General features: G+C 73.8%; 20 protein-coding genes. 6 read left to right on the top strand and 14 right to left on the bottom strand.

Annotation, left to right across the window (positions count from 1 at the left end; genetic code table 11):
• Positions 1 to 168 precede the first annotated feature (168 nt).
• A complete protein-coding gene (locus ACP7TJ_RS31060; RefSeq protein ID WP_367547903.1) occupies positions 169 to 2,445 on the bottom strand; it encodes a catalase in 2,277 nt (758 codons plus the stop codon).
• A 309-nt stretch (positions 2,446 to 2,754) separates the two neighbouring features.
• Entirely contained in the window at positions 2,755 to 2,985 is a 231-nt protein-coding gene (locus tag ACP7TJ_RS31055; RefSeq protein ID WP_093768764.1) for a hypothetical protein, read from the bottom strand.
• 183 nt (positions 2,986 to 3,168) lie between these two features.
• Here ACP7TJ_RS31055 and ACP7TJ_RS31050 point away from each other — a divergent pair, with 183 nt between their 5' ends.
• On the top strand, positions 3,169 to 3,642 hold the full coding sequence (locus ACP7TJ_RS31050; protein ID WP_427766959.1) for a carboxymuconolactone decarboxylase family protein: 474 nt from the start codon (positions 3,169 to 3,171) through the stop codon (positions 3,640 to 3,642).
• 95 nt (positions 3,643 to 3,737) lie between these two features.
• Here the strand turns inward: ACP7TJ_RS31050 and msrA are convergent, their stop codons facing one another.
• The 3 genes from msrA to ACP7TJ_RS31035 all read right to left on the bottom strand — a co-directional run bounded on the left by msrA (position 3,738) and on the right by ACP7TJ_RS31035 (position 6,927).
• Positions 3,738 to 4,250, bottom strand: coding sequence for a peptide-methionine (S)-S-oxide reductase MsrA (gene msrA, locus ACP7TJ_RS31045; protein ID WP_093768762.1), 513 nt, complete (start codon positions 4,248 to 4,250; stop codon positions 3,738 to 3,740).
• 134 nt (positions 4,251 to 4,384) lie between these two features.
• On the bottom strand, positions 4,385 to 5,581 hold the full coding sequence (locus ACP7TJ_RS31040; protein ID WP_427766956.1) for an SGNH/GDSL hydrolase family protein: 1,197 nt from the start codon (positions 5,579 to 5,581) through the stop codon (positions 4,385 to 4,387).
• A gap of 179 nt (positions 5,582 to 5,760) precedes the next feature.
• Positions 5,761 to 6,927 (bottom strand): ROK family transcriptional regulator, encoded by a 1,167-nt coding sequence (locus ACP7TJ_RS31035; protein ID WP_266403605.1) that lies wholly within the window; start codon positions 6,925 to 6,927, stop codon positions 5,761 to 5,763.
• A gap of 178 nt (positions 6,928 to 7,105) precedes the next feature.
• On the opposite strand from ACP7TJ_RS31035, the gene ACP7TJ_RS31030 reads away from it, so the two are divergent.
• Positions 7,106 to 9,322, top strand: a complete 2,217-nt coding sequence (locus ACP7TJ_RS31030) for an alpha-galactosidase (RefSeq protein ID WP_427766953.1) — start codon at positions 7,106 to 7,108, stop codon at positions 9,320 to 9,322.
• Here the strand turns inward: ACP7TJ_RS31030 and ACP7TJ_RS31025 are convergent.
• The 8 genes from ACP7TJ_RS31025 to ACP7TJ_RS30990 form a co-directional block, all read right to left on the bottom strand.
• Positions 9,294 to 9,737, bottom strand: a complete 444-nt coding sequence (locus ACP7TJ_RS31025; protein ID WP_167741590.1) for an ATP-binding protein — start codon at positions 9,735 to 9,737, stop codon at positions 9,294 to 9,296. The two genes, ACP7TJ_RS31030 and ACP7TJ_RS31025, sit on opposite strands and share 29 nt — an antisense overlap.
• An 87-nt stretch (positions 9,738 to 9,824) precedes the next feature.
• Positions 9,825 to 11,924: a S9 family peptidase gene (locus tag ACP7TJ_RS31020; protein ID WP_093768757.1), complete on the bottom strand. Its 2,100-nt coding sequence runs from the start codon at positions 11,922 to 11,924 to the stop codon at positions 9,825 to 9,827.
• Positions 11,921 to 13,705, bottom strand: coding sequence for an N-acetylglutaminylglutamine amidotransferase (locus ACP7TJ_RS31015; RefSeq protein WP_427766948.1), 1,785 nt, complete (start codon positions 13,703 to 13,705; stop codon positions 11,921 to 11,923). The genes ACP7TJ_RS31020 and ACP7TJ_RS31015 overlap by 4 nt, the downstream gene beginning before the upstream one ends.
• Before the next feature lie 158 nt (positions 13,706 to 13,863).
• A complete protein-coding gene (locus tag ACP7TJ_RS31010; RefSeq protein WP_266403594.1) occupies positions 13,864 to 15,063 on the bottom strand; it encodes a carboxylate-amine ligase in 1,200 nt (399 codons plus the stop codon).
• Positions 15,064 to 15,235: 172 nt separating this feature from the next.
• Positions 15,236 to 15,571, bottom strand: a complete 336-nt coding sequence (locus ACP7TJ_RS31005; protein WP_189911339.1) for an STAS domain-containing protein — start codon at positions 15,569 to 15,571, stop codon at positions 15,236 to 15,238.
• Between the two features lie 68 nt (positions 15,572 to 15,639).
• Complete coding sequence (locus tag ACP7TJ_RS31000; protein ID WP_189911338.1) at positions 15,640 to 16,887, bottom strand: PP2C family protein-serine/threonine phosphatase; 1,248 nt, start codon at positions 16,885 to 16,887, stop codon at positions 15,640 to 15,642.
• Positions 16,884 to 17,690, bottom strand: a complete 807-nt coding sequence (locus tag ACP7TJ_RS30995; RefSeq protein WP_093768752.1) for an alpha/beta fold hydrolase — start codon at positions 17,688 to 17,690, stop codon at positions 16,884 to 16,886. The genes ACP7TJ_RS31000 and ACP7TJ_RS30995 overlap by 4 nt, the downstream gene beginning before the upstream one ends.
• The gene (locus ACP7TJ_RS30990) at positions 17,687 to 18,610 is read right to left on the bottom strand and encodes an NAD(P)-dependent oxidoreductase (RefSeq protein WP_390920095.1); all 924 of its coding nucleotides are present in this window, start codon (positions 18,608 to 18,610) and stop codon (positions 17,687 to 17,689) included. The genes ACP7TJ_RS30995 and ACP7TJ_RS30990 overlap by 4 nt, the downstream gene beginning before the upstream one ends.
• Before the next feature lie 135 nt (positions 18,611 to 18,745).
• Here ACP7TJ_RS30990 and ACP7TJ_RS30985 point away from each other — a divergent pair, with 135 nt between their 5' ends.
• Entirely contained in the window at positions 18,746 to 19,375 is a 630-nt protein-coding gene (locus ACP7TJ_RS30985; RefSeq protein ID WP_093768892.1) for a TetR/AcrR family transcriptional regulator, read from the top strand.
• 68 nt (positions 19,376 to 19,443) lie between these two features.
• On the top strand, positions 19,444 to 21,351 hold the full coding sequence (htpG, locus tag ACP7TJ_RS30980; protein ID WP_427766942.1) for a molecular chaperone HtpG: 1,908 nt from the start codon (positions 19,444 to 19,446) through the stop codon (positions 21,349 to 21,351).
• A gap of 46 nt (positions 21,352 to 21,397) precedes the next feature.
• Here the strand turns inward: htpG and ACP7TJ_RS30975 are convergent, their stop codons facing one another.
• The gene (locus tag ACP7TJ_RS30975; RefSeq protein ID WP_189911333.1) at positions 21,398 to 21,964 is read right to left on the bottom strand and encodes a DUF2269 family protein; all 567 of its coding nucleotides are present in this window, start codon (positions 21,962 to 21,964) and stop codon (positions 21,398 to 21,400) included.
• Positions 21,965 to 22,033: 69 nt separating this feature from the next.
• Between ACP7TJ_RS30975 and ACP7TJ_RS30970 the strand changes: the two genes are divergently transcribed.
• Together ACP7TJ_RS30970 and ACP7TJ_RS30965 are read left to right on the top strand one after the other, a co-directional pair.
• Positions 22,034 to 23,341, top strand: a complete 1,308-nt coding sequence (locus tag ACP7TJ_RS30970; protein ID WP_427766938.1) for a cation:proton antiporter — start codon at positions 22,034 to 22,036, stop codon at positions 23,339 to 23,341.
• A 77-nt stretch (positions 23,342 to 23,418) separates the two neighbouring features.
• Positions 23,419 to 24,354: a hypothetical protein gene (locus ACP7TJ_RS30965; RefSeq protein ID WP_266551113.1), complete on the top strand. Its 936-nt coding sequence runs from the start codon at positions 23,419 to 23,421 to the stop codon at positions 24,352 to 24,354.
• Positions 24,355 to 24,424 lie beyond the last annotated feature (70 nt).

The following is a 24,424-nucleotide window of genomic DNA, read 5'->3' as shown; positions in this document are numbered from 1 at the left end:
GCGGAGGTGACGGACGCGGCCGTCGCCGTCCAGGGTACGGCCGCGGGCCGCTGAGGGCCGGTCGCGCAGTTCCCCGCGCCCCTGAGGGTGTGCACTCACGGCGAGTGCAACCCGCCCAAGGGGCGCGGGGAACTGCGCGACCAGCCACGACGCACCCGCAGGCGTCCCTCACGCCCCCGGCGCGAACCGTTCCCAGACCCGGTGGGAGGCAAGCAGCGTGCGGATCTGGTCCAGGGCCGAGGGGCCGGAGTCCGTCACCACGACGCCGGGCGCGTCGACGGGGACGCCCGCCGAGCCGAGTGCCGCCTCGCCTCCCGCCCACGCCCCGATCGCCTTCCCGTGCCGGAACGCCTCCTGGAGCAGCTGGACGACCCGCGGGTCCGGCGCGGCCGGCGGAGCACCCGGCGCGCCCTTGCCGTCCGTGGCGCCCGGCGCGTCCGGACCCGCCGCCGGCGGCCCGGCGAGCAGCACCGCGTCGAACTCGATCGACCGCGCCGTGACGTGGCTGCGCTGCGCCGTCAGAGCGTGATCGCCCGTGCCGACCGTGCCGCCGGTCGGCGCGACGACCAGTGGGATCATGCCCGCCTCCAGCACGGCGTCGCGCACCGCGTGCACCCCTTCGAGGTCGCCGTCGGGGCCGGTGAGGATGCCGATGACGCGCCCGTCGACCGGCCAGGTCCCGCCGACCTGGGACAGCGCCGGGCTCGGCTCGACGTCGGCGAGCGGTACCGTCGGCTCCGGCGCGGGCAGGCCGAGGCCGTCGGCGACGCGGGAGCACAGCTCGGGGTCGATGTTGGCCAGCACCTGGAGGGTGCGCTTGCGGATGGCCTCCTCGTAGCACTTGCCCAGCTCGAAGGTGTACGCGCCGATGATGTGCTCGCGCTCCACCGGGCTCATGGAGAGCCAGAAGCGGCGGGGCTGGCTGAAGTGGTCGGAGAACGACTCCGGCGCCTCGCGCACCTTCCGCCCCTCGGGAACGGTCACCGGCGTCTCGATGTAGGCGCCCATGTCCGCGCCCGCGGTGAACGGGCAGCCGCCGTCGAGGGAGTTGGGCTGGTAGGGCGCCACGCCCCGGTGCACGGCGGTCTGGTGCATGCCGTCGCGCAGCATGTCGTTGACGGGCGCGTGCGGCCGGTTGATGGGCAGCTGCGGGAAGTTGGGGCCGCCGAGCCGGGTGATCTGGGTGTCGAGGTAGGAGAACAGCCGGCCCGCGAGCAGCGGGTCGTCGGTGACGTCGATGCCGGGCACGAGGTGGCCGACGTGGAAGGCGACCTGCTCCGTCTCCGCGAAGAAGTTCGACGGGTTGCGGTTGAGCGTCATCAGCCCGATGGGCTGCACCGGGGCCAGTTCCTCCGGCACGATGTTCGTCGGGTCCAGCAGGTCGATGCCCTCGAAGGTCTGGTCCGGGGTGTCGGGGAAGGTCTGGATGCCCAGCTCCCACTGCGGGTAGGCGCCCGACTCGATGGCGTCGGCGAGGTCCCGGCGGTGGAAGTCGGGGTCGTTGCCGTTGATGAGCTGCGCCTCGTCCCACACCAGGGAGTGCACGCCCAGCTTGGGCTTCCAGTGGAACTTCACCAGGGTGGTCCTCCCCTCCGCGTCGACGAGGCGGAAGGTGTGGACGCCGAAGCCCTCCATCATCCGGTACGAGCGCGGGATGCCGCGGTCGCCCATGAAGAAGAGGGTGTGGTGGGTGGCCTCGGTGTGCAGGGAGACGAAGTCCCAGAAGGTGTCGTGGGCGCTCTGGGCCTGCGGGATCTCCCTGTCGGGGTGCGGCTTGGCGGCGTGCACGACGTCGGGGAACTTGATGGCGTCCTGGATGAAGAAGACCGGGATGTTGTTGCCGACCAGGTCGAAGACGCCCTCGCTGGTGTAGAACTTCGTCGCGAAACCGCGGGTGTCGCGCACGGTGTCGGCGGAGCCGCGGGAGCCGACGACCGTGGAGAAGCGCACGAAGACCGGCGTCTCGACGTCCGGGGCGAGGAACCCGGCCTTGGTCACGGCGGACGCCGTGCCGTAGCTCTGGAAGACGCCGTGCGCTCCGGCGCCGCGGGCGTGGACCACGCGCTCCGGGATGCGCTCGTGGTCGAAGTGCATGATCTTCTCGCGCAGATGGTGGTCCTGGAGCAGGACCGGGCCGCGCGGGCCCGCCTTGAGCGAGTGGTCGGTGTCGTGCAGCCGGGTGCCCTGCGCGTTCGTCAGATGGCTGCCGGACTGGGCCATGCGCGCCTGGTCGGCGCCCGTGGGGGAACCGGTGGGCGAGACGGTGGCCGGCCCGCTCTGGTCGGGCTTGGGCGGCAGCGGCTCACGGGGCTCCACCGGCCGCTCCACCGTGGGCGGTTCGGGGGCGGGACGGCCGGGGATGCCGTCGGCCGGGGCCGAGGTGCCGCCCTGCAGGGTCTCGGCGACCTTCTTGGCGGCACGCCGTACGGGGTTGGCCTCGCTCATGGATTTATGCTCCTCCGCTTCGGACCGGCCACGACGGGGTGGCCGTGCTGCTTCACTTGCCGACTGCGGGTGACCTCGGGACGCAAGGTGCGAAAGGGACGTCGACCTCCGTCAACGTCTCATGGCTCGCCGTCCCGCGCAGGAGACGCCCGCCGATGGAGTGACCTCGGGCCCCCGGGCCCCGCGTCACGCCGAACGGGTCTCCGCGCACCTTCCCTCCGGGTGATCCGACCGCTCCCGCCGCGTACCCCCCACACCGGTTTCAAGGCACATCGATTTCACGCCGAAGCACGTCCGGGACGGCCGGGGTCAGAAGAGCTGCCCCTGCTGTCCGTCGGGGGCGGTGGTCCGGCGCGGGGCGCGGCGCGGGGCGGGGCGGCGCTCCGGGACGTCGTCGCCGAAGAGCGGCGCGGTGCCGTACTCGTCCGGTTCGGCGGGGACGACGACGGGGCCGGTGCCGACGTTGAGGCAGAGCGGGGCCTCGCGGTCGAAGTCCCCGGGCGTCATCGCCGTCCAGTCGCGTTCCCGACGCTCGCCCACCCGGCACCCCCGCTCCCCGTCCACCCGGAAAGGTTATCGGCAGGTCCGGTGCCCGCCTGACGCCGTGTCGTACGGCGCCCTGAAGTGATGAGACGCAGGTCACATACGGAGGGCTGTCACACATCGCGGGGCCGTTCCGTCAGTGAAGCGACACCGTAACGACGGACCGACCATGGAGAGCACATGAACGCGCGTATCGACTTCTTCGCCAACCCCGTCGCCGGGAAGGTGCTGCGGCACATCAACTCGGCGGGCAAGGCCGCGGGGGACGCCGGTCTGCCGCACGCCACCCAAGAACTGGTGAAGATCCGCTCCAGCCAGATCAACGGCTGCGGCTTCTGCACCGACATGCACACCAAGGACGCCGCCGCCGCGGGCGAGACCCAGCTGCGTCTCAACCTGGTCGCCACCTGGCGCGAGGCCACCGTCTTCACCGAGGCGGAGCGCGCGGCGCTCGAACTGGCCGAGCAGGGCACCCGGATCGCGGACGCGGCCGGCGGGGTCACCGACGAGGCGTGGGCCAACGCCGCGAAGCACTACGACGAGAACCAGCTCGCCGCGCTGATCTCGCTGATAGCGATCATCAACGCCTACAACCGGATCAACGTCATCAACCAGCAGCCCGCGGGCGACTACCAGCCCGGTCAGTTCGGCTGAGCAGGCGCGTGGTGTGACATGACGTCACCTGCACGCACGACGAAGGGGGCGCGCCCGCCGAGCGGGGGCGCCCCCTTCCGTGTGCCGTCGTCGGCTCAGGACGCCGCGCGCTTGGGCAGGCGCCAGTCTGGCCGCGGGAAGTGGCAGGTGTAACCGTCCGGGTAGCGCTGGAGGTAGTCCTGGTGCTCCGGCTCGGCCTCCCAGAAGTCTCCGGCGGGGGCCACCTCGGTGACCACCGTGCCCGGCCACAGCCCGGACGCGTCGACGTCGGCGATCGTCTCCTCGGCGACGCGCTTCTGCTCGTCGTCGTAGTAGAAGATCGCGGAGCGGTAGCTCATGCCGATGTCGTTGCCCTGGCGGTTCTTCGTCGTCGGGTCGTGGATCTGGAAGAAGTACTCCAGGATCGTCCGGTAGTCGGTGACCGCCGGGTCGTAGGTGATCTCGATGGACTCGGCGTGGGTGCCGTGGTCGCGGTAGGTCGCGTTGGGGACGTCGCCGCCGCTGTACCCCACCCGGGTGCTCAGCACGCCCGGCAGCGTGCGGATCAGCTCCTGCATGCCCCAGAAGCATCCGCCCGCGAGCAGCGCCTTCTCCTCGGTCCTTGTCATCGTGTGTCGCCCTTCTCCCAGGTGTGCTGCGACGTTCCTCAGTGAGAACCGTGCCGGGACCTGCATTGTTCCGGCCGCGCCCGGTGCGCGGGACACCGGGTCGCCCGGTCCTCCCAGAGGGGCGCCGGGCGGGGTCAGCGTCCCGGCCCCGAGGCGCACTCCAGGTCCTTCAGGCGGACCTCGTCGGCCATCGCCCGCATGCCCTCGTCGGTGAAGTGGAGGTGGTCGCCGTTGTCGTAGGCGGGCCGGATGCTCTCGGGGTCGTCGGGGCTGCGCACCGCCCGGTCGAAGTCGGCCACGGCGTCGAACAGTCCGCCGGTGCGGATGAACGCGTTGACCTCCTGGCGTACTGCCTCGGCCTCCGGGTCCCACTCGGGCCAGCCCTTGAACGGCGCGATCGTGGCGGCGACCACGCAGTGCCCGGCCGCGTGGACGCGGTCGGTGAGCTGCCGGAAGCCGTCGATCAGGTCCTCGGCCGTGACGCCGGTGTGCGCCTTGAGGTCGTTCACGCCCTCGAACACCAGGACCGTACGGACGCCCGGGTGGGACAGCACATCGCGGTCGAGGCGGTTCAGGGCGCTCGGCGAGGCGCCGTCGGCGAGCACCTTGTTGGCGGAGATGCCCGCGTTGGCCACACCGCGGACGGTCGTGGCGAGGGAGTGCTGGAGGCGGCGGGAGAGGTAGTCGGGCCAGCGGCGGTTGAGGTCCGTGGTGGACTCCCAGCCGTCCGTGATGGAGTCGCCGAGCGCCACCACCGCGCCGGTGCGGACGGGGGTGCGGACGGTGACGGCGTCCAGGTAGAACCAGGACGTGATGCTCCTCGTCCAGGGGGCGGCGGTCTCGTCTGCGGTGTGGTCGCCCTGGGTGACGTACGAGGTCTGCATGGCCAGCCGGTGTCCGGTGGCGGGCCCCGCCGCGTCGGGGCTGTGCAGGCTGACGACCAGGTTGGTGCGGGCGCGGACCCGGCCGGGGAGCGGGTCGCTGTACACAAGGCCGCCGGGCGGGACCGTCACGCTCGTGCGCCCGCCGAAGGTGAGCCGGCGGTTGCTGCCGGGGACCAGGGCGGCGCCCTCCCGCTGGACACCGGCGTACACGCTGTCGAAGGTCAGCGGCCGGTCTCCGAAGGCGTTGGAGAGCCGTACGCGCATCCGGTCGCCGCCGGCGCTGGTGTGCACCACCAGCCGGTAGGCGCGGTCGGGCACGCCCGTGCCCAGCCGGAAGGCGCTGGTCGCCCAGGTGACCACGTCGTGCCGGGGCGGTGCGCTCCCGGCCGCCGAGGGGACGGGACCGAGGAGAGCGGCGAGCAGGGCCAGGACGAACAGCCCGCGCAACCGGGTCCCCCGCGGGGGAAGACGTCGAGGGTGGAGCGTCGTGGTGTTCAGCGTCGCCTCCCACGTAACCCGTGATGATGTCGTGACTGCTAGTGAGATTAGCGGCACCCGTCCGGCCCGGCACCGTCGGCCGCAGGCCTTCATCGGCCGTTCATCTCCCGGTACCCGGCGGGCGGGCGTCAGCGGCCGACGAAGGACTGGATGGCCGTGGCGGCGGCGCCCCGGGCCCACTCCTCGAACGGCAGCGGGCGGGTGCGGACCTCGCAGCGGGCTGCGGAGCCGAAGGCGGCCGCGGCGAAGGCGTCGCGGATCTGCCCGGCGAACAGGTCGTACGCGGCCAGCCCCTCGCCGGAGATGATCACACGTTCGGGGCCGAGCAGATTGGCGACGGTGGCGATCCCCCGTCCGATCGCCTCCCCCGCCCGGGCGTAGACGGCGCGCGCCCCCGCGTCCCCCCGGCGCGCCAGGGCGAGGGCCTCCGCGGCGTCGGCGACCGGGACGCCGGTCACCTCGCCGACCCGGGCGGTGATCGCCGCGTCGGAGGCGACGGCCTCCAGGCAGCCGCGGTCACCGCAGTGGCAGGGCGGGCCGTCCGGGACAACGGGGACATGACCGATCTCCCCCGCGACGCCGTGCGCGCCGGAGACAACCCGCCCGTGCACCACGAGCCCGCAGCCGATGCCCGCGCCCACGGTGACGACGGCGAAGTCGGACAGGCCCACGCCGTCGCCGAACCACTGCTCGGCCACCGTCAGGGCGCGGACGTCGTTGTCGACGGTGACCGGCAGCCCGGCCGCCTCCTCGGCGAGCCCGGCGAGGGGTACGTCGCGCCAGTCCAGGAACGGCGAGTAGCGCACCGTCCCCGCGGCGCGATCCACGTCCCCGGCCACCGCGATGCCGAGCCCCAGCACCCGGACGCCGAACCCCTCGGCCTCGGTGAGCAGTTCCCGTACGAGGTCCGCGGCGACCGTGAGGACCTGGCGCGGCGCCCGGCCGGAGAGGGGGACGCGCCGGGCGACACGGATGCGGCAGCACAGGTCGGTGAGCACCCCGATGATCTCGTCGCCGGTCACCTTCAGCCCGACGAACAGCGCCCGTCCGCCGTCGACCCGCACCGGGCTGGCCGGGCGGCCGACCGGCGGGCGGACCTCCGCGCCCGCGTCCTCCACCAGATAGCCGGCCTCGAGCAGCGGCCGGACGGCCTTGGTGACCGCCGCCGGGGACAGGCCCGTCCGCCGGGCCGCCTCCTGCCGGGTGAGCGGGCCGTGCGTCAGGACGGTGGTGAAGATCTGGGAGGCCGCCGGGGTGTGCGCCGGGAACGTCTCGGCGGGCGAGGTCGAGGACATGGCCCGGAACCTAGGCTCCTTATTTTCCTCTGTCAATGAAAGCAGTCTTCTTTCTTTCGAAGGCGACGGAGAGCGCTCTTGAACCTTGTAAATACAGGAGCCGGTCGGCTCTTGACACATGATCGAAGGCCGCGCTTGGGTGTGCGGTGCAATCCCCTGACGCTGATCGTGAGGCACCATGCCGCTCATCACCCGCTCCCCGGACACCGGGGTCTGGCTGCTCACCACCCCGCGCACGTCGTACGCGCTGTGGATCGACGAGACCGGCGCGCCCTGTCATGTGGCGTGGGGCCCCCGCCTCACCCCCGAGGAGGCGGACACGCTCGCGGCGCCCTTCACGGAGCCGTCGAACAGCTTCGAGGGACGGCCGGCCGTGGGCGAGGAACTGCCCGTGGACGGCGGCACCCGCTACGGGCCGCCCTCCCTCCAGGTGCGGTACGCGGACGGCTCCCGCGCCTTCGAGTGGGAGCCCGTGGGTCACCGGGTGGACGACTCCGTGCCGGGCCGTGAGGAGCTGGTCCTGGAGTTCCGGGACCGGGTGGTCCCGCTGTCGGTCGCGCTGCACTACCGGGTCCGGGCGGACACGGACGTGATCGAACGCTGGACCGTGCTGCGCAACGACGGCGAGCAGCGGGTGGACCTGCTGCGCGCCGACTCCGCCGCGTGGACGCTGCCGCCGCTGGCCGACTACCGGCTGAGCCATGTCACCGGCCAGTGGTCGGCGGAGACGCGGCTGCGCCGGGAGCGGCTGCCGCACGGGGAGACCGTGCTGACCAGCCGGCGCGGCATCACCAGCCACCACGCCAACCCCTGGACCATGCTCGACGACGGCACCGCGGACGAGAACCGGGGCCGGGTGTGGAGCACGGCCCTGGCGTGGAGCGGCAGCTGGCGGATCACCGTGCAGCGCACTCCGGACGGGCGGGCGGGGCTGACCGGCGGCGTGGGCCACGAGGGGACGCGCGTGCCGCTCGGGCCGGGCGAGGAGTTCACCGCTCCGGTGTCGGCCGGGCTGTTCACCGACGGCGGTTTCGGGGCGGCGAGCCGGGCGTGGCACGCGTACGTCCGGACCCATGTGCTGCGGCACGCCGGCGAGACGGCGCCGGTGCTCTACAACTCCTGGGAGGCCACCGGCTTCGACGTGGACGAGGCGAGCCAGCTCGCGCTCGCCGAGCGGGCGGCCCGGCTCGGGGTGGAGCTGTACGTCGTCGACGACGGCTGGTTCGGCGCCCGCCGCAGCGACCGGGCGGGCCTGGGCGACTGGACGCCGACGCCGGACCGCTTCCCGCGGGGGCTGCGGCCGCTGTCCGACGCCGTGCACCGGCTCGGCATGCGGTTCGGCGTCTGGGTGGAGCCGGAGATGGTCAATCCGGACAGCGACCTCTACCGGGCGCACCCCGACTGGGTGCTGCACCTGCCGGGCCGGCCGCGCTCCGAGCTGCGCAACCAGCTCGTGCTGAACTTCGCCCGGCGGGACGTCGCCGACTGGGCCTTCGACTGGCTCACCCGGCTGGTGGCCGAGCACCGGGTGGACTTCCTCAAGTGGGACATGAACCGCGTCTTCGGCGAGTCCGGCTGGCCGGGCACGGAGGACGGCAACGACCGGCTGTGGACACGCTACGTGCACCATCTGTACGGCGTGCTGGACCGGCTGCGGGAGGCGCACCCGGAGCTGCGGATCGAGACGTGCAGCGGGGGCGGCGGCCGGGTCGACCTGGGCATCCTGGCCCGCACCGACCAGGCGTGGACGTCCGACAACACCGACGCCGTGGACCGGCTGGGCATTCAGCAGGGCTTCAGCCAGGTGTATCCGGCGCGGGTGATGTCGGCCTGGGTGACCGACGTGCCCAACCAGCTCACCCGGCTGTCCGTGCCGCTGCGCTTCCGGTTCCACGCGGCCATGGCCGGGCTGCTCGGTCTCGGCGGCGACCTCACCCGCTGGAGCGAGGGGGAGCTGGCCGAGGCCGCCGAGCTGGTGGCCCGCTACAAGGAGATCCGGCACCTGGTGCAGCACGGCGACCAGTACCGGCTCGGCGACCCGTACGGCGACGGCCCGTCGGCCGTGCAGTACGCGGCCTCCGACGGGAGTGAGGCGGTGGTGCTGGCCTTCCGCGCCAGCCCTCGGCACGGCGCCCCGCGGGTGCCGCTGCGGCTGCGCGGCCTGCCGCCGGGCGCGCGCTTCCGGGACACGGCGACGGGCACGGTGCACCATGCGACCGTGCTGACGGAGTACGGGCTGGATCTCGGTCTGCCGAGCGGCGACTGGGCGAGCGCCCTGGTCCACCTGGAGCGGGTGCGGGACGGCGCCGGGGGACCGGGCGGAGAACTGAGGGGCCGGAAGGGGGAGAACCGCGAAGAGGAAACGGTCAGGCGGAGAGGGCGATGCGCGCGGTGATGCTCTTGCCCTCCGCCTCCTGGCGCACGTCGAGGGCCTCGGCGACGGCCATGACGATCTCGAGGCCGTGCTGACCCACACGGCCCGGGTCGGCGTCCCGGGGCCGCGGCGCCTCCGGGTTGCCGTCGTGGACGACCACCTCGACGGCGTCGCCGAACACCCGCAGGTCCAGTCCGACGGGGCCCGGCGCGTACTTGCGGGCGTTGGTCACCAGCTCGCTGACCACGAGCTGGGTGATCTCCACCACGCGCTCCGGCACCGGCAGACCGTCCTCCGTCCGGGCCCGGCCGAGGAACTCGGCCGCGAGGTGGCGTGCCTGCGCTATCCACGCGCCCTCGGCGTCCAGGGCGTAGGAAGCCCTCAGCCGGGGTGCGTCCGTCACCGTCTTCCCCTCGTCGACAGGAACTGAATCCATCCGGTCCGCCTTTACTCGATCACACCGCGCGACTACCCGCATCGCTCCCCCGCACGCCCAAGAAGTGTGACAGGTACGTCCGACAGGTCAGTGCGCCAGGTGCCGCTCGAGCCAGTCACCTGCGGTGCGCCGGAAGAGACGGCGGTTGTCCGCGCGGCGGAAGTCGTGACCTTCGTCACGCAGCAGGAGCAGCTCCGCCTCAAGACCGCGTTCCCGCGCGGCCCGCACGAACTGCTCGGACTCGCCGGGCGGCACGTTGGTGTCGTGCTCGCCGTGCACGGCGAGGAGCGGGGCGCGCAGGGCGTCGACCCGGCTCATGGGCGACAGGGCGCGCAGCAGGTCCCGGTCGTGTTCCGGATGGCCGTACTTGTGCGCGGCGGACTGCGCGATCCACGGCTCGGTCCCGGCGAAGAAGGTGGTCAGGTCCGACATGCCGCACACGGCCACGCCCGTGCGGAACAGGTCGGGGTGCCACACCAGGGACGCCATGGTGAGGTAGCCGCCGTAGGAGCGGCCCATCACGGCCATCCGCCGGGGGTCGGCGAGGCCGTGCACCATGACGTGCGCCGCGCAGTCCGCGACGTCGTCGATCGCGGAGAAGCGTCCGGCGCCCAGGTCGGCGTCGACGAAGCTGCGGCCGTGGCCGGAGGAGCCGCGGACGTCGGGGGCGAACACGTCCAGGCCGCGGCTGAGCAGTTCCAGGTAGAGGGGTTCGAGGACCGGGCGTTCCTGTTCCTCGGGCCCTCCGTGCAGATGCAGGACGCAGGGCGCGGGTTCGCCGGGCGAGCGGCCGGGGGCACGGTAGTACCAGCCGCCGAGCTGGAGGCCGTCCCGGGCGACGGGCCGCACGGATGTGGGGCGCACCGGGGTCAGGCCGGGCGGGAAGGCGTCCTCGTCGCGGGAGGACCAGGGGGTGCGCAGGGGCGCGCCGTGCGGCAGCCACCACACGCCGGGGTGGCGCCGTGACCCGGACAGCGCGACCACGGGCGCGTCGGGGTCGGCGGTGGGCGCGATCCGGGTGACGACCTCGTGGGGCAGGTCGACGCGGCGCGCGTCGCCGGCCGAGGGCGGCGGCGCGGCGCCCGTCCCGGTGCCGTGCGGCGGGGCGGACCGCAGCGCGAGCAGTTCCAGGTCGCTGACCCCGTGCCGGTTCCACGCCAGCACGGCGCGGCGGCCGTCGCGGCCGAGGGCGAGGAGTTCCAGGCCGCAGTCCTCGCGTTCGGCGACGACGCGGGTGGTGCGCAGTTCGCCGCGCGGGCCGAGATGGGCGGCGAGCAGGGCCGCGTACTCGCGTCCGGCGTCGCTGCGCAGCCAGAGCGTGCCCGCGGACGGGGAGAAGCCGCCGACCCAGGGGTCTCCGTCGGCGACGGGGAAGGCGCAGGTCACGGCGGAGTCCTCGGTGCGGACGACGAGGGCCTCGCGGCGTCCGCGCGGGCCCCGGTAGACCAGGGCGAGGCGGCCGTCGCGGCTGAGGTCGCACACCCGCTGGTTGGCGGCGCCGCGTTCGCTGAACAGCAGGACGGGCGCGGCGGTGCCCTCCGGGTCGACGAGGTAGGCGGAGAGCGTCCGCTCCTCCAGTTCCCGGCCGGAGCCGGGCAGCACCCCGCCGTCGGCCGGCCGGAGCCGTCCTCCGGCCGGGTCGAGCAGGACGGCACGGCCGTCGCGGCCCGCCCACTGCGGGGCGTGCTCGGTGCCGGGCGGTCCGGGCGCCTCCGCGTGGGGGCGGTCGGGCTGTCCGGGCGGGGCGGACTCGGTGACGGTCACCGCGATCGCGGAGCCGTCGTGCTGCCAGCAGCCGAGCCGCGCGGAGGTGCCCGACTCGCCGCCGGCCAGCAGGTGCCGGCCGCTGCCGTCGGGGCGTACGCACAGCACCCGGGTCAGCTCGCCGCCGCCGGGCGCCGTGGTGTAGGCGATCCACCGGCCGTCCGGCGACCAGGACACCTCCGTGACGGGGTGCGGATCGGCGTCGAGCCGGCGCACCTCCGCGCCGTCGACCGGGCCGGTCCACAGCTGCGGCACCCCGGCCCGGTCGCAGATGAAGGCCACGTGCCGGCCGCTCGGGTCGGCGGAGGGGTACCAGCAGCCGTGCACCGCCGGGGGCGGCAGGTCGTACGGCGCCGAGGCGTCGGCCAGGGGGGCGGGCTCCGGGGCGTACAGCGCGCTGCCGGGGTTCCGGGTCGCCGTCATCGGATCCCGTGGGTCTGGAGCCAGGTCTCCAGCAGGGCGATCTGCCAGAGGGAGTTGGCCCCGCGCCGGGTGCGGTGGGCGTCGGGCGCGGCCAGCAGCCGCTCGACGTACTCCTCACGGAAGACGCCGCGGGCCCGGGCCTCGGGCGCGGTCAGGGTGTCGCGGACCCGCTGGAGGACGGGTCCGGCCATGTGCCGGATCGCCGGGACCGGGAAGTAGCCCTTGGGCCGGTCGACGACCTCGCGCGGCAGCACCCGGCGGCCCGCGGCCTTCAGAACGCCCTTGCCGCCGTCGGCGAGCTTCAGCTCGGGCGGGCAGGCGGCGGCGAGTTCCATGAGCTCATGGTCGAGGAAGGGCACCCGGGCCTCCAGGCCCCAGTCCATGGTCATGTTGTCGACCCGCTTGACCGGGTCGTCGACCATCATCACCAGCGTGTCCAGGCGCAGTTGCGCGTCGAGGGCGGTGTCGGCGCCGTCCTGCGCCATGTGCTCATGGATGAACTCGGCCGAGGTGTCCCGGTCGGGCAGCATCTCGGGCCGCAGCACGTCCGCCATGTCGGCGTGGGAGCGGTCGGCGTAGGTGTCGACGTACGCCTCGGCGGCCCGCTCGCGGGGCGCGCCCGCCATCGCCGGGTACCAGTCGTAGCCGGCGAACACCTCGTCGGCGCCCTGCCCGCTCTGCACGACCTTGACCTCCTTGGCGACCTGCTCGGACAGCAGGTGGAAGGCGACCACGTCGTGGCTCATCATGGGTTCGCTCATGGCGCGGACGGCTCCGTCGAGGGCGCCGGCGACCCGGTCGGAGGGCACCATCAGCTGGTGGTGGCGGGTGTCGAAGTGCCGGGCCACCAGGTCGGAGTAGTGGAACTCGTCGCCGTCCTCGTCGCCCTCGGACTCGAAGCCGACGCTGAAGGTCGCCATGTCCCGCTGCCCCTCGTCGGCGAGCAGGGCCACGATCAGGCTGGAGTCCAGGCCGCCGGAGAGCAGTACGCCCACCGGCACGTCGGCGACCATGCGGCGGCGCACGGCGGTGCGCAGCGCGTCCAGGATTGCGTCGGTCCAGTCGTCGGCGGTGAGGTCCGCGAACTCGGGGCGGCGGGTGTGGAGGGGGTGCCAGTAGCGGCGGTCGTGCTGGGTGCCGTCGGGCTCGACGACGCGCACGGTGGCCGGGGGGAGCTTGCGGACGCCGTTGAGGACCGTGCGGGGCGCGACGACCGTGGCGTGCCAGCTCAGGTACTGGTGCAGGGCGACCGGGTCGAGGGAGGTGTCGACGCCGCCGGCCGCCAGCAGGGCGGGCAGCGAGGAGGCGAACCGCAGGCGCTCCGAGGTGGCCGACAGGTAGAGCGGCTTGATGCCGACCCGGTCACGGGCGAGGACGACGCGTCCGGTGTCCTGCTCGACGATCACGAAGGCGAACATGCCGCGGAACCGGTCCACGCAGTCGGCGCCCCACTGCTGGTACGCCTTGAGCACCACCTCGGTGTCGGAGTGCGAGAAGAAGCGGTGCCCCAGAGCGTGCAGTTCGTCGCGCAGCTCACGGTAGTTGTAGACGCAGCCGTTGAAGACGCCGGTGAGGCGGGCGCCCGGGTCGGTCATGGGCTGGGCGCCGCACTCCGACAGGTCGATGATCTTCAGCCGGCGGTGTCCGAGGGCGACCGGGCCCTGGGACCACAGGCCGCGTCCGTCCGGGCCGCGCGGTGCGAGCCGGTCGGTCATGCGCTCCACCGCCGCGATGTCGGGCCGTCCGCCGTCGAACCGTATCTCCCCGCTGAGGCCGCACATCAGTGGTTCCTCCCTTCCCCCGGTTCCCGGTCCCTCGGGGCGGTGTCCTGCTGGGTGGCGGCGTGGCTGGTCCTGGACATGGGGTAGTGATCACTCTCCTGTGTCGGGGATCGGGTGGCGGGCCCGTCGCCGGACGCGGCGCGGGCCTGTGCGCGGGATCAGCCCGGCGTGCCCGGGGTGACGACCGGGTGGAGCGGGGCGCGGGAGCGGCCGCCCGCGTGCGGGGCGGCGGCCCGGGGGCGCGGGCGGCGGGCGCCGGCGCGGGCCGGGAGGCGGCCGCCACGCGTCTCGGTGACGAGCAGGTCGATGCCGGTCGGCAGGTCGGCCTCGCGGACCGTCCGGCGCAGCCGGTCGGCGGCGCTGCCGGCGGCGAGGGTCTCGTCGAGCAGGTCGCGCACGGTGGCGAAGTCGCCGGACGCCTCCAGGGCCGGGCGCAGCCGGTGCAGCATGCGGCGCAGCACCAGGTGGGCGGGGGCGGCGCGGCGGGTCCACGGGTCGACCAGCGGGCCCTCCAGGCCCGAGCGCGCGGCGCGCCAGCCGGCGGCGCGCAGCCACTCGTGGTGGCCGTCGCAGCGCGGGTCGGCGCCGCGCTCCAGGCGGTGGCAGGCGTCGCGCACCAGCGCCCGGAACAGTCCGGCGATCAGCACGACCGTCTCGGCGCGCGGGCAGGCGTCGCCGATCCGCAGCTCCAGCGTGCGCTGGTGGGCGGAGGGGCGTACGTCCTGGTAGAGCATGCCGCTGTCGCTGATGACGCCGGAGCCGATCAGCTCCGCGACGGCGGCGTCGTACTCGGCGGCGTCCCGGTAGCAGCCGGCCGGGCCCGCGGTGGGCCAGCGCTGCCAGAGCATGGTGCGCCAGGAGGCGTAGCCGGTGTCGGAACCCAGCCAGTACGGGGAGCTGGCGGACAGCGCGAGCAGCGGCGGCAGCCAGGGCGACACCAGGCACATGGCCCGGACCGCGGTGTCGCGGTCGGGCACGTCGGCGTGCACCTGGGCGCTGCAGATGAGCTGTTCGTCGGCGACCCGGCGGTACTCCTCGGCCATCCGCCGGAAGCGGGGGTCGGCGGTGACGTCGCGCGGGGTCACCCGGGCCAGCGGCACGGTGCCGGCGGCGACGACGGCCAGGCCCTCCGCGGCGGCCGCGGCGGCCAGACGGCTCCGGGTGCCCGACAGGTCGGCGTAGAGCCCGTCGAGGGTGTCGTGGACCTCACTGTTGCTCTCCACCGCGGACTGCTGCAGCTCGCTGCTGAAACCCTTGGTGCCGAGTCTTTCCAACAGCAGTCCGGCCCGTGGCACGAGTCGCCCGCTCTCCGCGTCCAGGACGTGGAATTCTTCCTCTGCTCCGATACGCACCGTCACCGCCGGTTTCCCCTTGCCCTAGTCCTGTGCCGGCCCCGCGGCGGCTCAGGAGCCACCTGCGGCGCTTTCGGCACATCCCGGGTGCCCCGGATGGCGCAGGAGCAATCGAACAGCCCTCGTCAACGGGGCACGGAGCTGGACGGCGGGGGCGCGGCCCGGCAGGGTCGGGAGGTCAGTTCGTCTGCAGGCGGTGGCTGTCGCGCAGCTCGAAGACCTGGTCGAGGCCGGTGAGGTGGAGCAGCCGGCGCAGCGTCTCGGGCACGGCCACGAGGATCAGTCCGGCGCCCGCCGCGACCACGTGGTTGCGGACGGCGATCAGCGCGGTGATGCCGCTGGAGTCGCAGAAGCCCAGCTCGTCCAGGTCCACCACGAGCACCGACCCGGCGGGGAGAACCGCGCCGACGGCGGCCCCGCGCAAGTCGTGCGCGTTGCTGTGGTCGAGATCGCCGGCCACCTCCAGCAGGGGGCCGGCGGGTGTGCGGGACGAGACGATCGTCAGGGGTTTCATGGGGGTCGCTCTGTTCGTTCCGTGAAACTGGTGCGTCGATGGGTGGCGGGGTCAGGGGGTGGCGGGGATCAGGGGGCGGCGGGGACGCCGATCGCCAGGAGCGCGGTGTCGTCGTCGAGGCCGTCGCCGAAGTAGCGCAGCAGACCGGTGACGGCGTCGACGAGCGCGCGGCTGCCCGCCGGGGCGCGCGCGGCGGCGAACGACAGCAGGGCGTCGTAGCCGTAGAGCTGCCGGTCGGGGCCGACCCGGGCCTCGGTGAGGCCGTCGGTGTAGAGGAGCAGGGTGTCGCCGGGCCGCAGGACGGTGCTCACCCCGACGAACTGCGCCGTGGGGAGGACGCCGACCAGCATGCCGCCGCGGGTGCTCAGGTACTCGGCCGTGCCGTCGGCACGCAGGACGAGCGCGGGGGGATGGCCGCCGGAGGCGAGCCGCACCCGAAGGGTGTCTCCCACCCGCTCGAACACACCGGCCACAGCGGTGCAGTAGCGGGGGTCGTCGCCGGTGTAGCGCTCCAGCAGGGCCCGGTTGAGGATGCGCAGGTCGTCCACCGGGTCCGCGTCCTGGATCATCGCGGCGCGCAGGGTGTAGCGGGTGATCGAGGTCAGGGCCGCGGCCTGGGGGCCCTTGCCGCAGACGTCGCCGAGGAAGAAGGCGGTCCGGGTGTCGTCCAGCGGGAACAGGTCGTAGAAGTCGCCGCCGAGTTCCATCGGGGACGCCGTGTGGTAGTAGCCGGCCGTCTCCACGCCGGGGAGGTCGGGCAGGGTGTCGGGCAGCAGGCTGCGCTGGAGCACGGCCAGGGCCTCGCGCAGCTGGACGCGGTCGGCCTCGGCCTGTTCACGGGCCTCGTCGGCGGCCCGGCGGGCGCGCAGCAGCTCCTGCTCGTAGGCGCGCCGGTCGGTGGCGTCGAAGACGGTGGTCCGGATCAGCAGCGGTTCGCCGTCGGCGCCGCGCTTGAGGGTGGAGGTGACCAGCACCGGCAGACGGGGGCCCGCGGCGGTGCGCATCTCGAGCGCGACGCCGCCGAGGTGTCCCTGCATGCGCAGCAGTGGGGCGAAGTGCGTCTCGTGGTAGAGCCGGCCGCCGACCGTGAGCAGGTCGCTGAACCGCTTGCGGCCGACGACGTCCTCACGGGACAGGCCGAGCCATCCGAGCAGGGTGGCGTTGATCTTGGCGATGGTGCCGTCCATCAGGGTGGACAGGTAGCCGCACGGCGCCGACTCGTACAGGTCCTCCGCCGAGTCCTCCAGCAGGGAGCTGAACGCGGGGCGGATGTCGGGGGCCTCCGCGCCGGCGTCGTCCGCGCCGCCCGGGCTCAACGGACTCCTGAGGACAGGAACGCGCGGATCGCCGAGGCGGTGGCCTCGGGTGCGCTGAGCTGCGGGCAGTGGCCGACGGCGTCCAGGGTGACCAGCTCGCTTCCGGGCACGGCGGCGTGGACGTACGCGCCGACCTCGCGGGGCGCGATGACGTCCTGCTCGCACTCCAGGATCAGGGTGGGGACGGTCACGGTCTCGAGGTCCTTGCGGCTGTCGGAGAGGAAGGTGGTGCGGGCGAAGACCCGGGCGATGTCCGGGTCGGTCGCGCAGAAGCTGTTGGTCAGTTCCTCGCCGAGCTCCGGACGGTCCGGGTTTCCCATGATGACCGGGGCCATGGCCGCCGACCAGCCGAGGTAGTTCGACTCCAGGGACTCCAGCAGTTCGTCGATGTCCTCGGCGGAGAAGCCGCCGCGGTAGCCCTCCTCGTCGATGTAGCGGGGGGACGGGCACACCATCACCAGGGCGCCGATGCGCTCCGGGGCCGCGGCCGCGGCCAGCACGCCGGTCATCGCGCTCACCGAGTGGCCGACGACGACCGCGTCGCGCAGGTCGAGCTCCTCGCAGACCTCCACCAGGTCGCGGGCGTAGCCGTCGAGGGAGGAGTAACGATTCTCCCGCCAGGCGGACAGGTCGGAGCGGCCGGCCCCGACGTAGTCGAAGAGCACCACCGGGTGGTCCTCGGCGAGAAGCGGCTCGAGCAGACGCCACATGTTCTGGTCGCAGCCGAAACCGTGCACGAGGACGACAGGACGCCCGGTGGTGGCTCCGGTCACACGGACGTTGTTCCTGCGGCGAACGCTCATCCGCCCATGCTCGCACGCCGGGCGCGGTCACCGTCGCCGGGCTCGGGAGCCACGTCGGTGCGGGCCTCCAGGGCGCGCAGCACGGCCACCATGTCCTCGCCGCCGTGCCCGCCCGCCACGGTCTCCTCGAAGAGGGCGTGGCACACGTCGAGCAGCGGGGAGGCCACCCCCGCCGCGCGGGCGGCCTCGGCGATCAGGCGGTTGTTCTTCAGCACGTCGGTGGCGGCGGCCTGGACCGCGAAGTCCCGGGCGAGCAGCTTGGGCGCCTTCATCCGGGACACGGAGCTGGCCAGGGGCCCCGCGTCCAGCACGTCGAGGAAGCGGGCGCGGTCCAGTCCGTGCCGGTCGGCGAAGTGGAACGCCTCGGTGAGCCCGGTCACCTGGGTGATCAGGAAGAGGTTGACGGCGAGCTTCATCAGCAGCGCGCCCGGCACAGGACCGCAGTCGAAGCTCTCCCGGCACATCGGGGCGAGCAGCGGGCGCAGGTCCGCGAGGACGGAGTCGTCGCCCGCCAGCATCGCGACGAGCCGGCCCTCCTCGGCGGGGACCCGGGAGCCGGAGACGGGGGCCTCGGCGTAGGCGCCTCCGGCGGCGCGTACGTCCTTCTCCAGCGCCGCGGAGTACTCGGCGGACGTGGTGCCCATGTGGACGACGGTGCGTCCGGCCACGCGGGCGGCGAAGCCGGGGGTGCCGCGGCCGAGCACCGCGTCGACCGCCGCCTCGTCGGTCAGCATCAGCAGCACGGTGTCCGCCCGCTCGAAGACCTCGGCCGGGCTCGCGGCCACCTCGGCGCCGGCGTCGCGCAGGGGCGCGCACCGCTCCGGGGTGCGGTTCCCCACGACGAGCGGGGTCCCGGCGCGCGCGAGGTTGAGCGCCATGGGCCGGCCCATGACCCCGAGTCCGACGAAGCCCACGCGCATGTCGCACCACCGTTCCCCGGGGCCGCCCCGTCCGGTGGACCGGCCCTCGACTATGACCGTCGTCATAGTAGCGGCTGCTATGACGGCCGTCATAGGATGAGATCCGCAGGACGGGACGACGTGCGGGAGGCCGGGATGGCAGGGGCCGGGCGGGGACCACGGGAGCGGATGGTCTTCAGCGCCGCCCAGCTGATCCGGCGCGAGGGGGTCGGCGCGACGGGCCTGCGCGAGGTGGCCGCCCACGCGCGGGCGCCGCGCGGCTCGCTCCAGCACTACTTCCCCGACGGCAAGGAACAGCTCGTCAACGAGGCCGTCGGCTGGGCCGGCCGGTACGCCGGGAACCGGGTGGCGCGGTTCCTCGCCGCGCTGCCCGAGCCGACGCCGTCCGGTCTGTTCGCCGAGATGGTCCGCCAGTGGACCGACGAGTACGAGACCGAGGGGTTCGACGGGGGCTGCCCGGTCGCGGCGGCCACGGTGGACCGCGCCCGTACGGCCGACTCCACGCGGCAGGCCGCGGAGGCCGCCTTCGCCCGGTGGACCGGCGCGGTGGCCGGCGCCCTGACGGACATGGGCGTGCCCGAGGAGCGCAGCCGTCCGCTCGCCACGCTGATGATCAGCTCCCTCGAAGGGGCGATCCTGATCGCCCGGGCCGAGCGCAGCGTCCGCGCCCTGACGACGGCGGCCCGCGAACTCGGCCCCCTGCTGGACGCGGCGGTGACCCGGCCCGCGACGGACGGCGGGCCCGGCGGAACCGCCGGGAACTGACACCGCATTGACTAGAGTGATCGCGCCAGTATCCGGCGTTTCATGGACCAGTGAGGTAATCGCGAACCATGTCGACCGAAACGTTTGAGTTCCAGGTAGAGGCTCGTCAGCTGCTCCAGCTGATGATCCACTCGGTCTACTCGAACAAGGACGTCTTCCTCCGTGAGCTCGTCTCCAACGCCTCGGACGCGCTCGACAAACTGCGGCTGGCCAAGCTGCGCGACGACACGCTCGACGCCGACGTCTCCGACCTGCACATCGAGCTGGAGATCGACCGGGACGCCCGGACGCTCACCGTGCGGGACAACGGCATCGGCATGTCGTACGACGAGGTCGGCAGGCTGATCGGCACCATCGCCAACTCCGGCACGGCGCAGTTCCTGCAGGAGCTGAAGGAGGCGCAGGACGCGGCCAGGGCGGAGGGGCTGATCGGGCAGTTCGGCGTCGGCTTCTACTCCGGGTTCATGGTCGCCGACGAGGTGACCCTGGTGACCCGCCGGGCCGGCGAGCGGCAGGGCACCCGCTGGTCCTCGCGCGGCGAGGGCACGTACACGCTGGAGCGGGTCGACGACGCGCCGCAGGGCACCTCCGTCGTGCTGCACCTCAAGCCCGCCGACCCGGACAACCAGCTGCACGACTACACCTCGGTGTGGAAGCTCAAGGAGATCGTCAAGCGCTACTCGGACTTCATCACCTGGCCGGTCCGGCTGGTCGGGGAGAAGGACGGGAAGGACGACGAGGGCGGGGCGGCCGGGCCCGAGACGCTGAACTCGATGAAGGCGCTGTGGGCGCGTCCGCGCGACGAGGTGTCCGAGGACGAGTACCACGAGCTGTACAAGCACATCGGCCACGACTGGCGGGAGCCGCTGGAGACGATCCAGCTGCACGCGGAGGGCACGTTCGAGTACCAGGCCCTGCTGTTCGTCCCGTCGCACGCCCCGCACGACCTGTTCCGGCAGAACATGCGGCACGGCCTCCAGCTGTACGTGAAGCGCGTGTTCATCATGGACGACTGTGAGGCGCTGCTGCCGGCGTACCTGCGGTTCGTCAAGGGCGTGGTCGACGCGCAGGACCTCTCGCTCAACGTGTCCCGCGAGATCCTCCAGCAGGACCGGCACATCCGGATGATGCAGCGCCGGCTCACCAAGAAGGTGCTGTCCTCGGTGAAGAGCATGATGACCGGGGCCCCGGAGAAGTACGCGACGTTCTGGCGGGAGTTCGGCGCGGTGCTGAAGGAGGGCCTGGTCACCGACCCAGACAACCGGGACGCGCTGCTCGCGGTGGCGTCGTTCGCCTCCTCGCGCGAGGACGGCGAGGCGGTCACGCTCAAGCAGTACACGGAGCGGATGCCGGAGGGCCAGGACGACATCTACTACATCACCGGCGAGTCCCGCGAGGCGATCGACAACTCCCCGCACATGGAGGCGTTCCGGGAGCGCGGCATCGAGGTGCTGCTGCTCACCGACCCGGTCGACGAGGTGTGGGTGGACGCCGTCGGCGAGTTCGAGGGCAAGCGGCTGCGGTCGGTCGCCAAGGGCGAGATCGACCTGGACGCCCGTGAGGACGACAAGAGCGAGGACGAGCAGAAGCAGCAGGCGGAGTCGTACGCGGGGCTGCTCGGCTGGATGCGGGAGCGGCTGGACGACGACGTCAAGGAGGTGCGTCTGTCGACGCGGCTCACCCGGTCCCCGGCCTGTCTGGTCGCCGACGCGGACGACCTCACTCCGGCGCTGGAGAACATGTACCGCGCCATGGGCCAGGAGGTGCCGCACAGCAAGCGCATCCTGGAGCTCAACCCGGACCACGCCCTGGTGAAGGGGCTGAACGAGGCGTACTCCGAGCGGGAGGACCGCTCGGAGCTCACCGACACCGCCGAACTGCTGTACACCCTGGCCGTGGTGGCGGAGGGCGGCCGGCCCAAGGACCCGGCGCGGTTCGTGGGGCTGATGGCGGACCGGCTGGAGCGCACGCTGTGAGGTGACGCCGCCCGGCCGCGGGGGCGCCGCCCGCCGTCCCCGCCCGTCAGACGCGGGCGGGTTCGGCGGGCGTCCGCTCTCGGGCCGTCTTCCGCAGCCGCCGGCCGCGGCGGGTCAGGCCCCAGGGCTTGAGGACCGAGATCACCGTCATGAAGACGTAGGCGGACAGGGACACCACCGGCCCGAAGAGGACGTCGCCGCCGTCGGGCAGCGGGTGTCCGGCGGACACGGCCGCCACCGCCTCGTTCACGCCCGGCCGCAGCACGAAGGCGGTCGCGGTGGTGGTGGCGAGGGTCAGCCAGAACTTGGTCCACACCCAGCGGTGCCGGGCCAGCCCCCAGGGCGTGCCCAGGGACAGGACCAGACCGCTGGCCAGGGTCAGCAGCGCGATCGGCAGCAGCAGCCAGTCGGCGAACAGCCGCATGGACCGCACGGCCGCCTCCACCGTGGCGGCCGACCCGGTGGTGTTCGCGGCCAGGCCGAGCGCGAGCAGCCCGGCGGAGAGCCCCAGCCAGCCGGCGGAGGCGACGACATGGACGACGAGGAAGACCCGGCGTGCGGGACGGTCGAGTGTCACGCCGTCCACGGTGCCGGGTCCGCCCGGCCCGGACATCCCACGGCGGGAGTAACCCCGCGTACCGACACGGGCGTACGTCACGGGAGGCGGGGGCACACGTGAGCGGTGAGCACAGCAGACTTCCTCTTCGCCCTCCTCGGTGCGGTCGCCCTGGGCGCGGCCGTGCTCCCGCGGCTGCTGGCCCGCAGGCCGCTGTCGCTGCCCCTGGTGTTCCTGGCGCTGGGCGCCGCCGTCCAGCTGCTGCCGCTCCCGCTGCCGGAGATCGACCCGGTGGCGGACGGGGTGTGGGTGGAGCACCTCGCGGAGATCTGCGTGGTCCTCTCGCTCATGGGCGCGGGCCTGGCCCTGAACCGGCCCTTCGGCCGCCTCCGCTGGCAGGGTGTGTGGCGGCAGCTCGGCATCACGATGCCGCTGACCATAGCCGCCGTCGCCGCCCTCGCCTGGGGCCTGCTGGACTGGCCGGCGGCCGCCGCGCTGCTGCTGGCGGCGGTGCTCGCGCCGACCGACCCGGTGCTCGCCTCCGAGGTGCGGGTCGGTGAGCCCACGGACGCCGAGCACGACGAGGACGAGGTCCGCTTCACCCTGACCGGTGAGGCGGGGCTGAACGACGGGCTCGCCTTCCCGTTCGTCGCCGCCGCGACGGCCCTCGCCGCCGCGGGCGGGCAGATCACCGGCGGCGGCGTCGGCCACTGGCTGCTGGTGGAGGTGCTGTACAAGTGCACGGCGGGCGTGGCCGCGGGGCTGGCCGTCGGGGCGCTGCTGGGCCGGCTGTTCTTCCGGGCCCGGTGGCAGGCGATGCGGCTGTCGGAGCACAGCGAGGGGTTCGTCGCCCTCGCCGCGACGTTCCTCGCGTACGGGGTGACGGAGCTGGTGCACGGCTACGGCTTCCTCGCCGTGTTCGTCACCGCCTGCCGCATCCGCGCGGCGGAGCGCGCGCACGGCTACCACGCGGTGCTGCACGACTTCGTGGAGCAGATCGAGCGGCTGCTGACGGCGGTCCTGCTGTTCCTGCTGGGCGCGTTCGTCGCCCAGGGCTGGCTGGGCCCGCTCACCTGGCAGGGCGCGGCGGTGGGGGTGCTGCTGCTGCTCGTCGTCCGCCCGCTGACCGGGTGGGCCGCCCAGTTCGGCGCGGCGGCGGGCCCGCGCGAGCGGGTGGTCACCGCCTTCTTCGGCATCCGCGGCATCGGCTCCCTGTTCTACCTGGCGTACGCGCTGGACTCCCACGACTTCGGGGTGCCCCCCGAGGTGCTGTGGGCGGTGGTGACGTTCACGGTGGTGGCCTCGGTGGTGCTGCACGGGGTGAGCGCCACGCCCGTCATCTCCCGCCTGGACCGGCTGCGGCTGCACCGCGCCAGGGCGAACGGCGCCGGGCCGGCCCCCGACGACCACGAAGTGGCCGGCGAGCGGCTGTGAACCCTCCGGCCATGACCGTCCGACGAGCGGCCCGTCCCGATGTGCGGCCGCGCCGGGTTCGGTGTTGTGTGGGGATCATGCGGCGCGTGGACGGGCGGCCCGGCCCCGGGGACGACGTCGAGGCGGTCCTCGACGAGCTGTACGCGCTGCCGCCGTCGGAGTTCGTCGCCCGCAGGGAGGAACGCGCGGCGCGGGCCCGGACGCGGCGCCGCGCCCAGGACGCCCGCCGCATCCACGCCGCGCGCCGTCCCACCCTCGCCGGATGGGCCGCGAACCTGCTGCGGCGGTCACGGCCCGACGAGGCGCGGCGGTTCCTGGAGCTGGGGCGGGCGCTGCGGGAGGCCTACGCCACGCTCGACCCGAGCGGTCTGAAGGAGCTGTCGGCGCAGCGGCGGCGCATCGTCTCGGAGATGTCGCGGCAGGCCGCCGCGCTGGCGCGGGAGGCCGGTCATCCGCTGTCGGACACGGTGCAGCGGGACGTCGAGACGACGCTGCGGGCCGTGCTCGCCGACCCGGAGGCCGCCGCGGTGTGGGAGGCGGGGCGGGTGGAGGGTGTGCTCACCCCTCCGTCGGAGTTCGGCGCGGAGGCGGTCGCCGCCGCGCCGGCCCGGCGGGAGCCCGCACGCGCCCGGACGTCCGGTACGGACCAGGCGGCACGGAAGAAGAAGGACGAGGCGGCCGAGCGGCGGCGCGCCGAGCGGGAGGAGCGCGCCGCCCGGGCCCGGGAGGAGGCGCGGACCGCCGAGGCGCGGCTGCGCGAGCGGCGCGCGGCCCGCGAGGAGGCCGCGGCGGCGCTGGAACGGGCGGATGAGCAGGAGCGGAAGGCGGGTGAGCGGGAGGCCGCCCTGGAGGAACAGCTCGCGCGGGCCCGTACGGAACGGGAGCGGACACGTGCGGCACTCGGCGAGGCGCGGGAGCGCGACCGGGCGGCCGCGAAGGAACTGGCGGAGGCGGAGCGCGAGGCGGCCTCCGCCGCGCGCCGGGCAGGACGGGCGGAGAGGGACGGCACGTGACCGGGCAGCACGGGAGACGGCGGAGCGGGGAGAGACGGACGCGGTGCCCCGGGTACCCGGGGCCTGCATC

The sequence above is a fragment of the Streptomyces sp. DSM 41931 genome (assembly GCF_050271085.1).
In the GTDB taxonomy this organism is placed as follows: Bacteria; Actinomycetota; Actinomycetes; order Streptomycetales; family Streptomycetaceae; genus Streptomyces; species Streptomyces albogriseolus.
The sequence above is the reverse complement of the archived record's forward strand: the minus strand, read 5'-3'. Positions and strand labels throughout refer to the sequence as shown.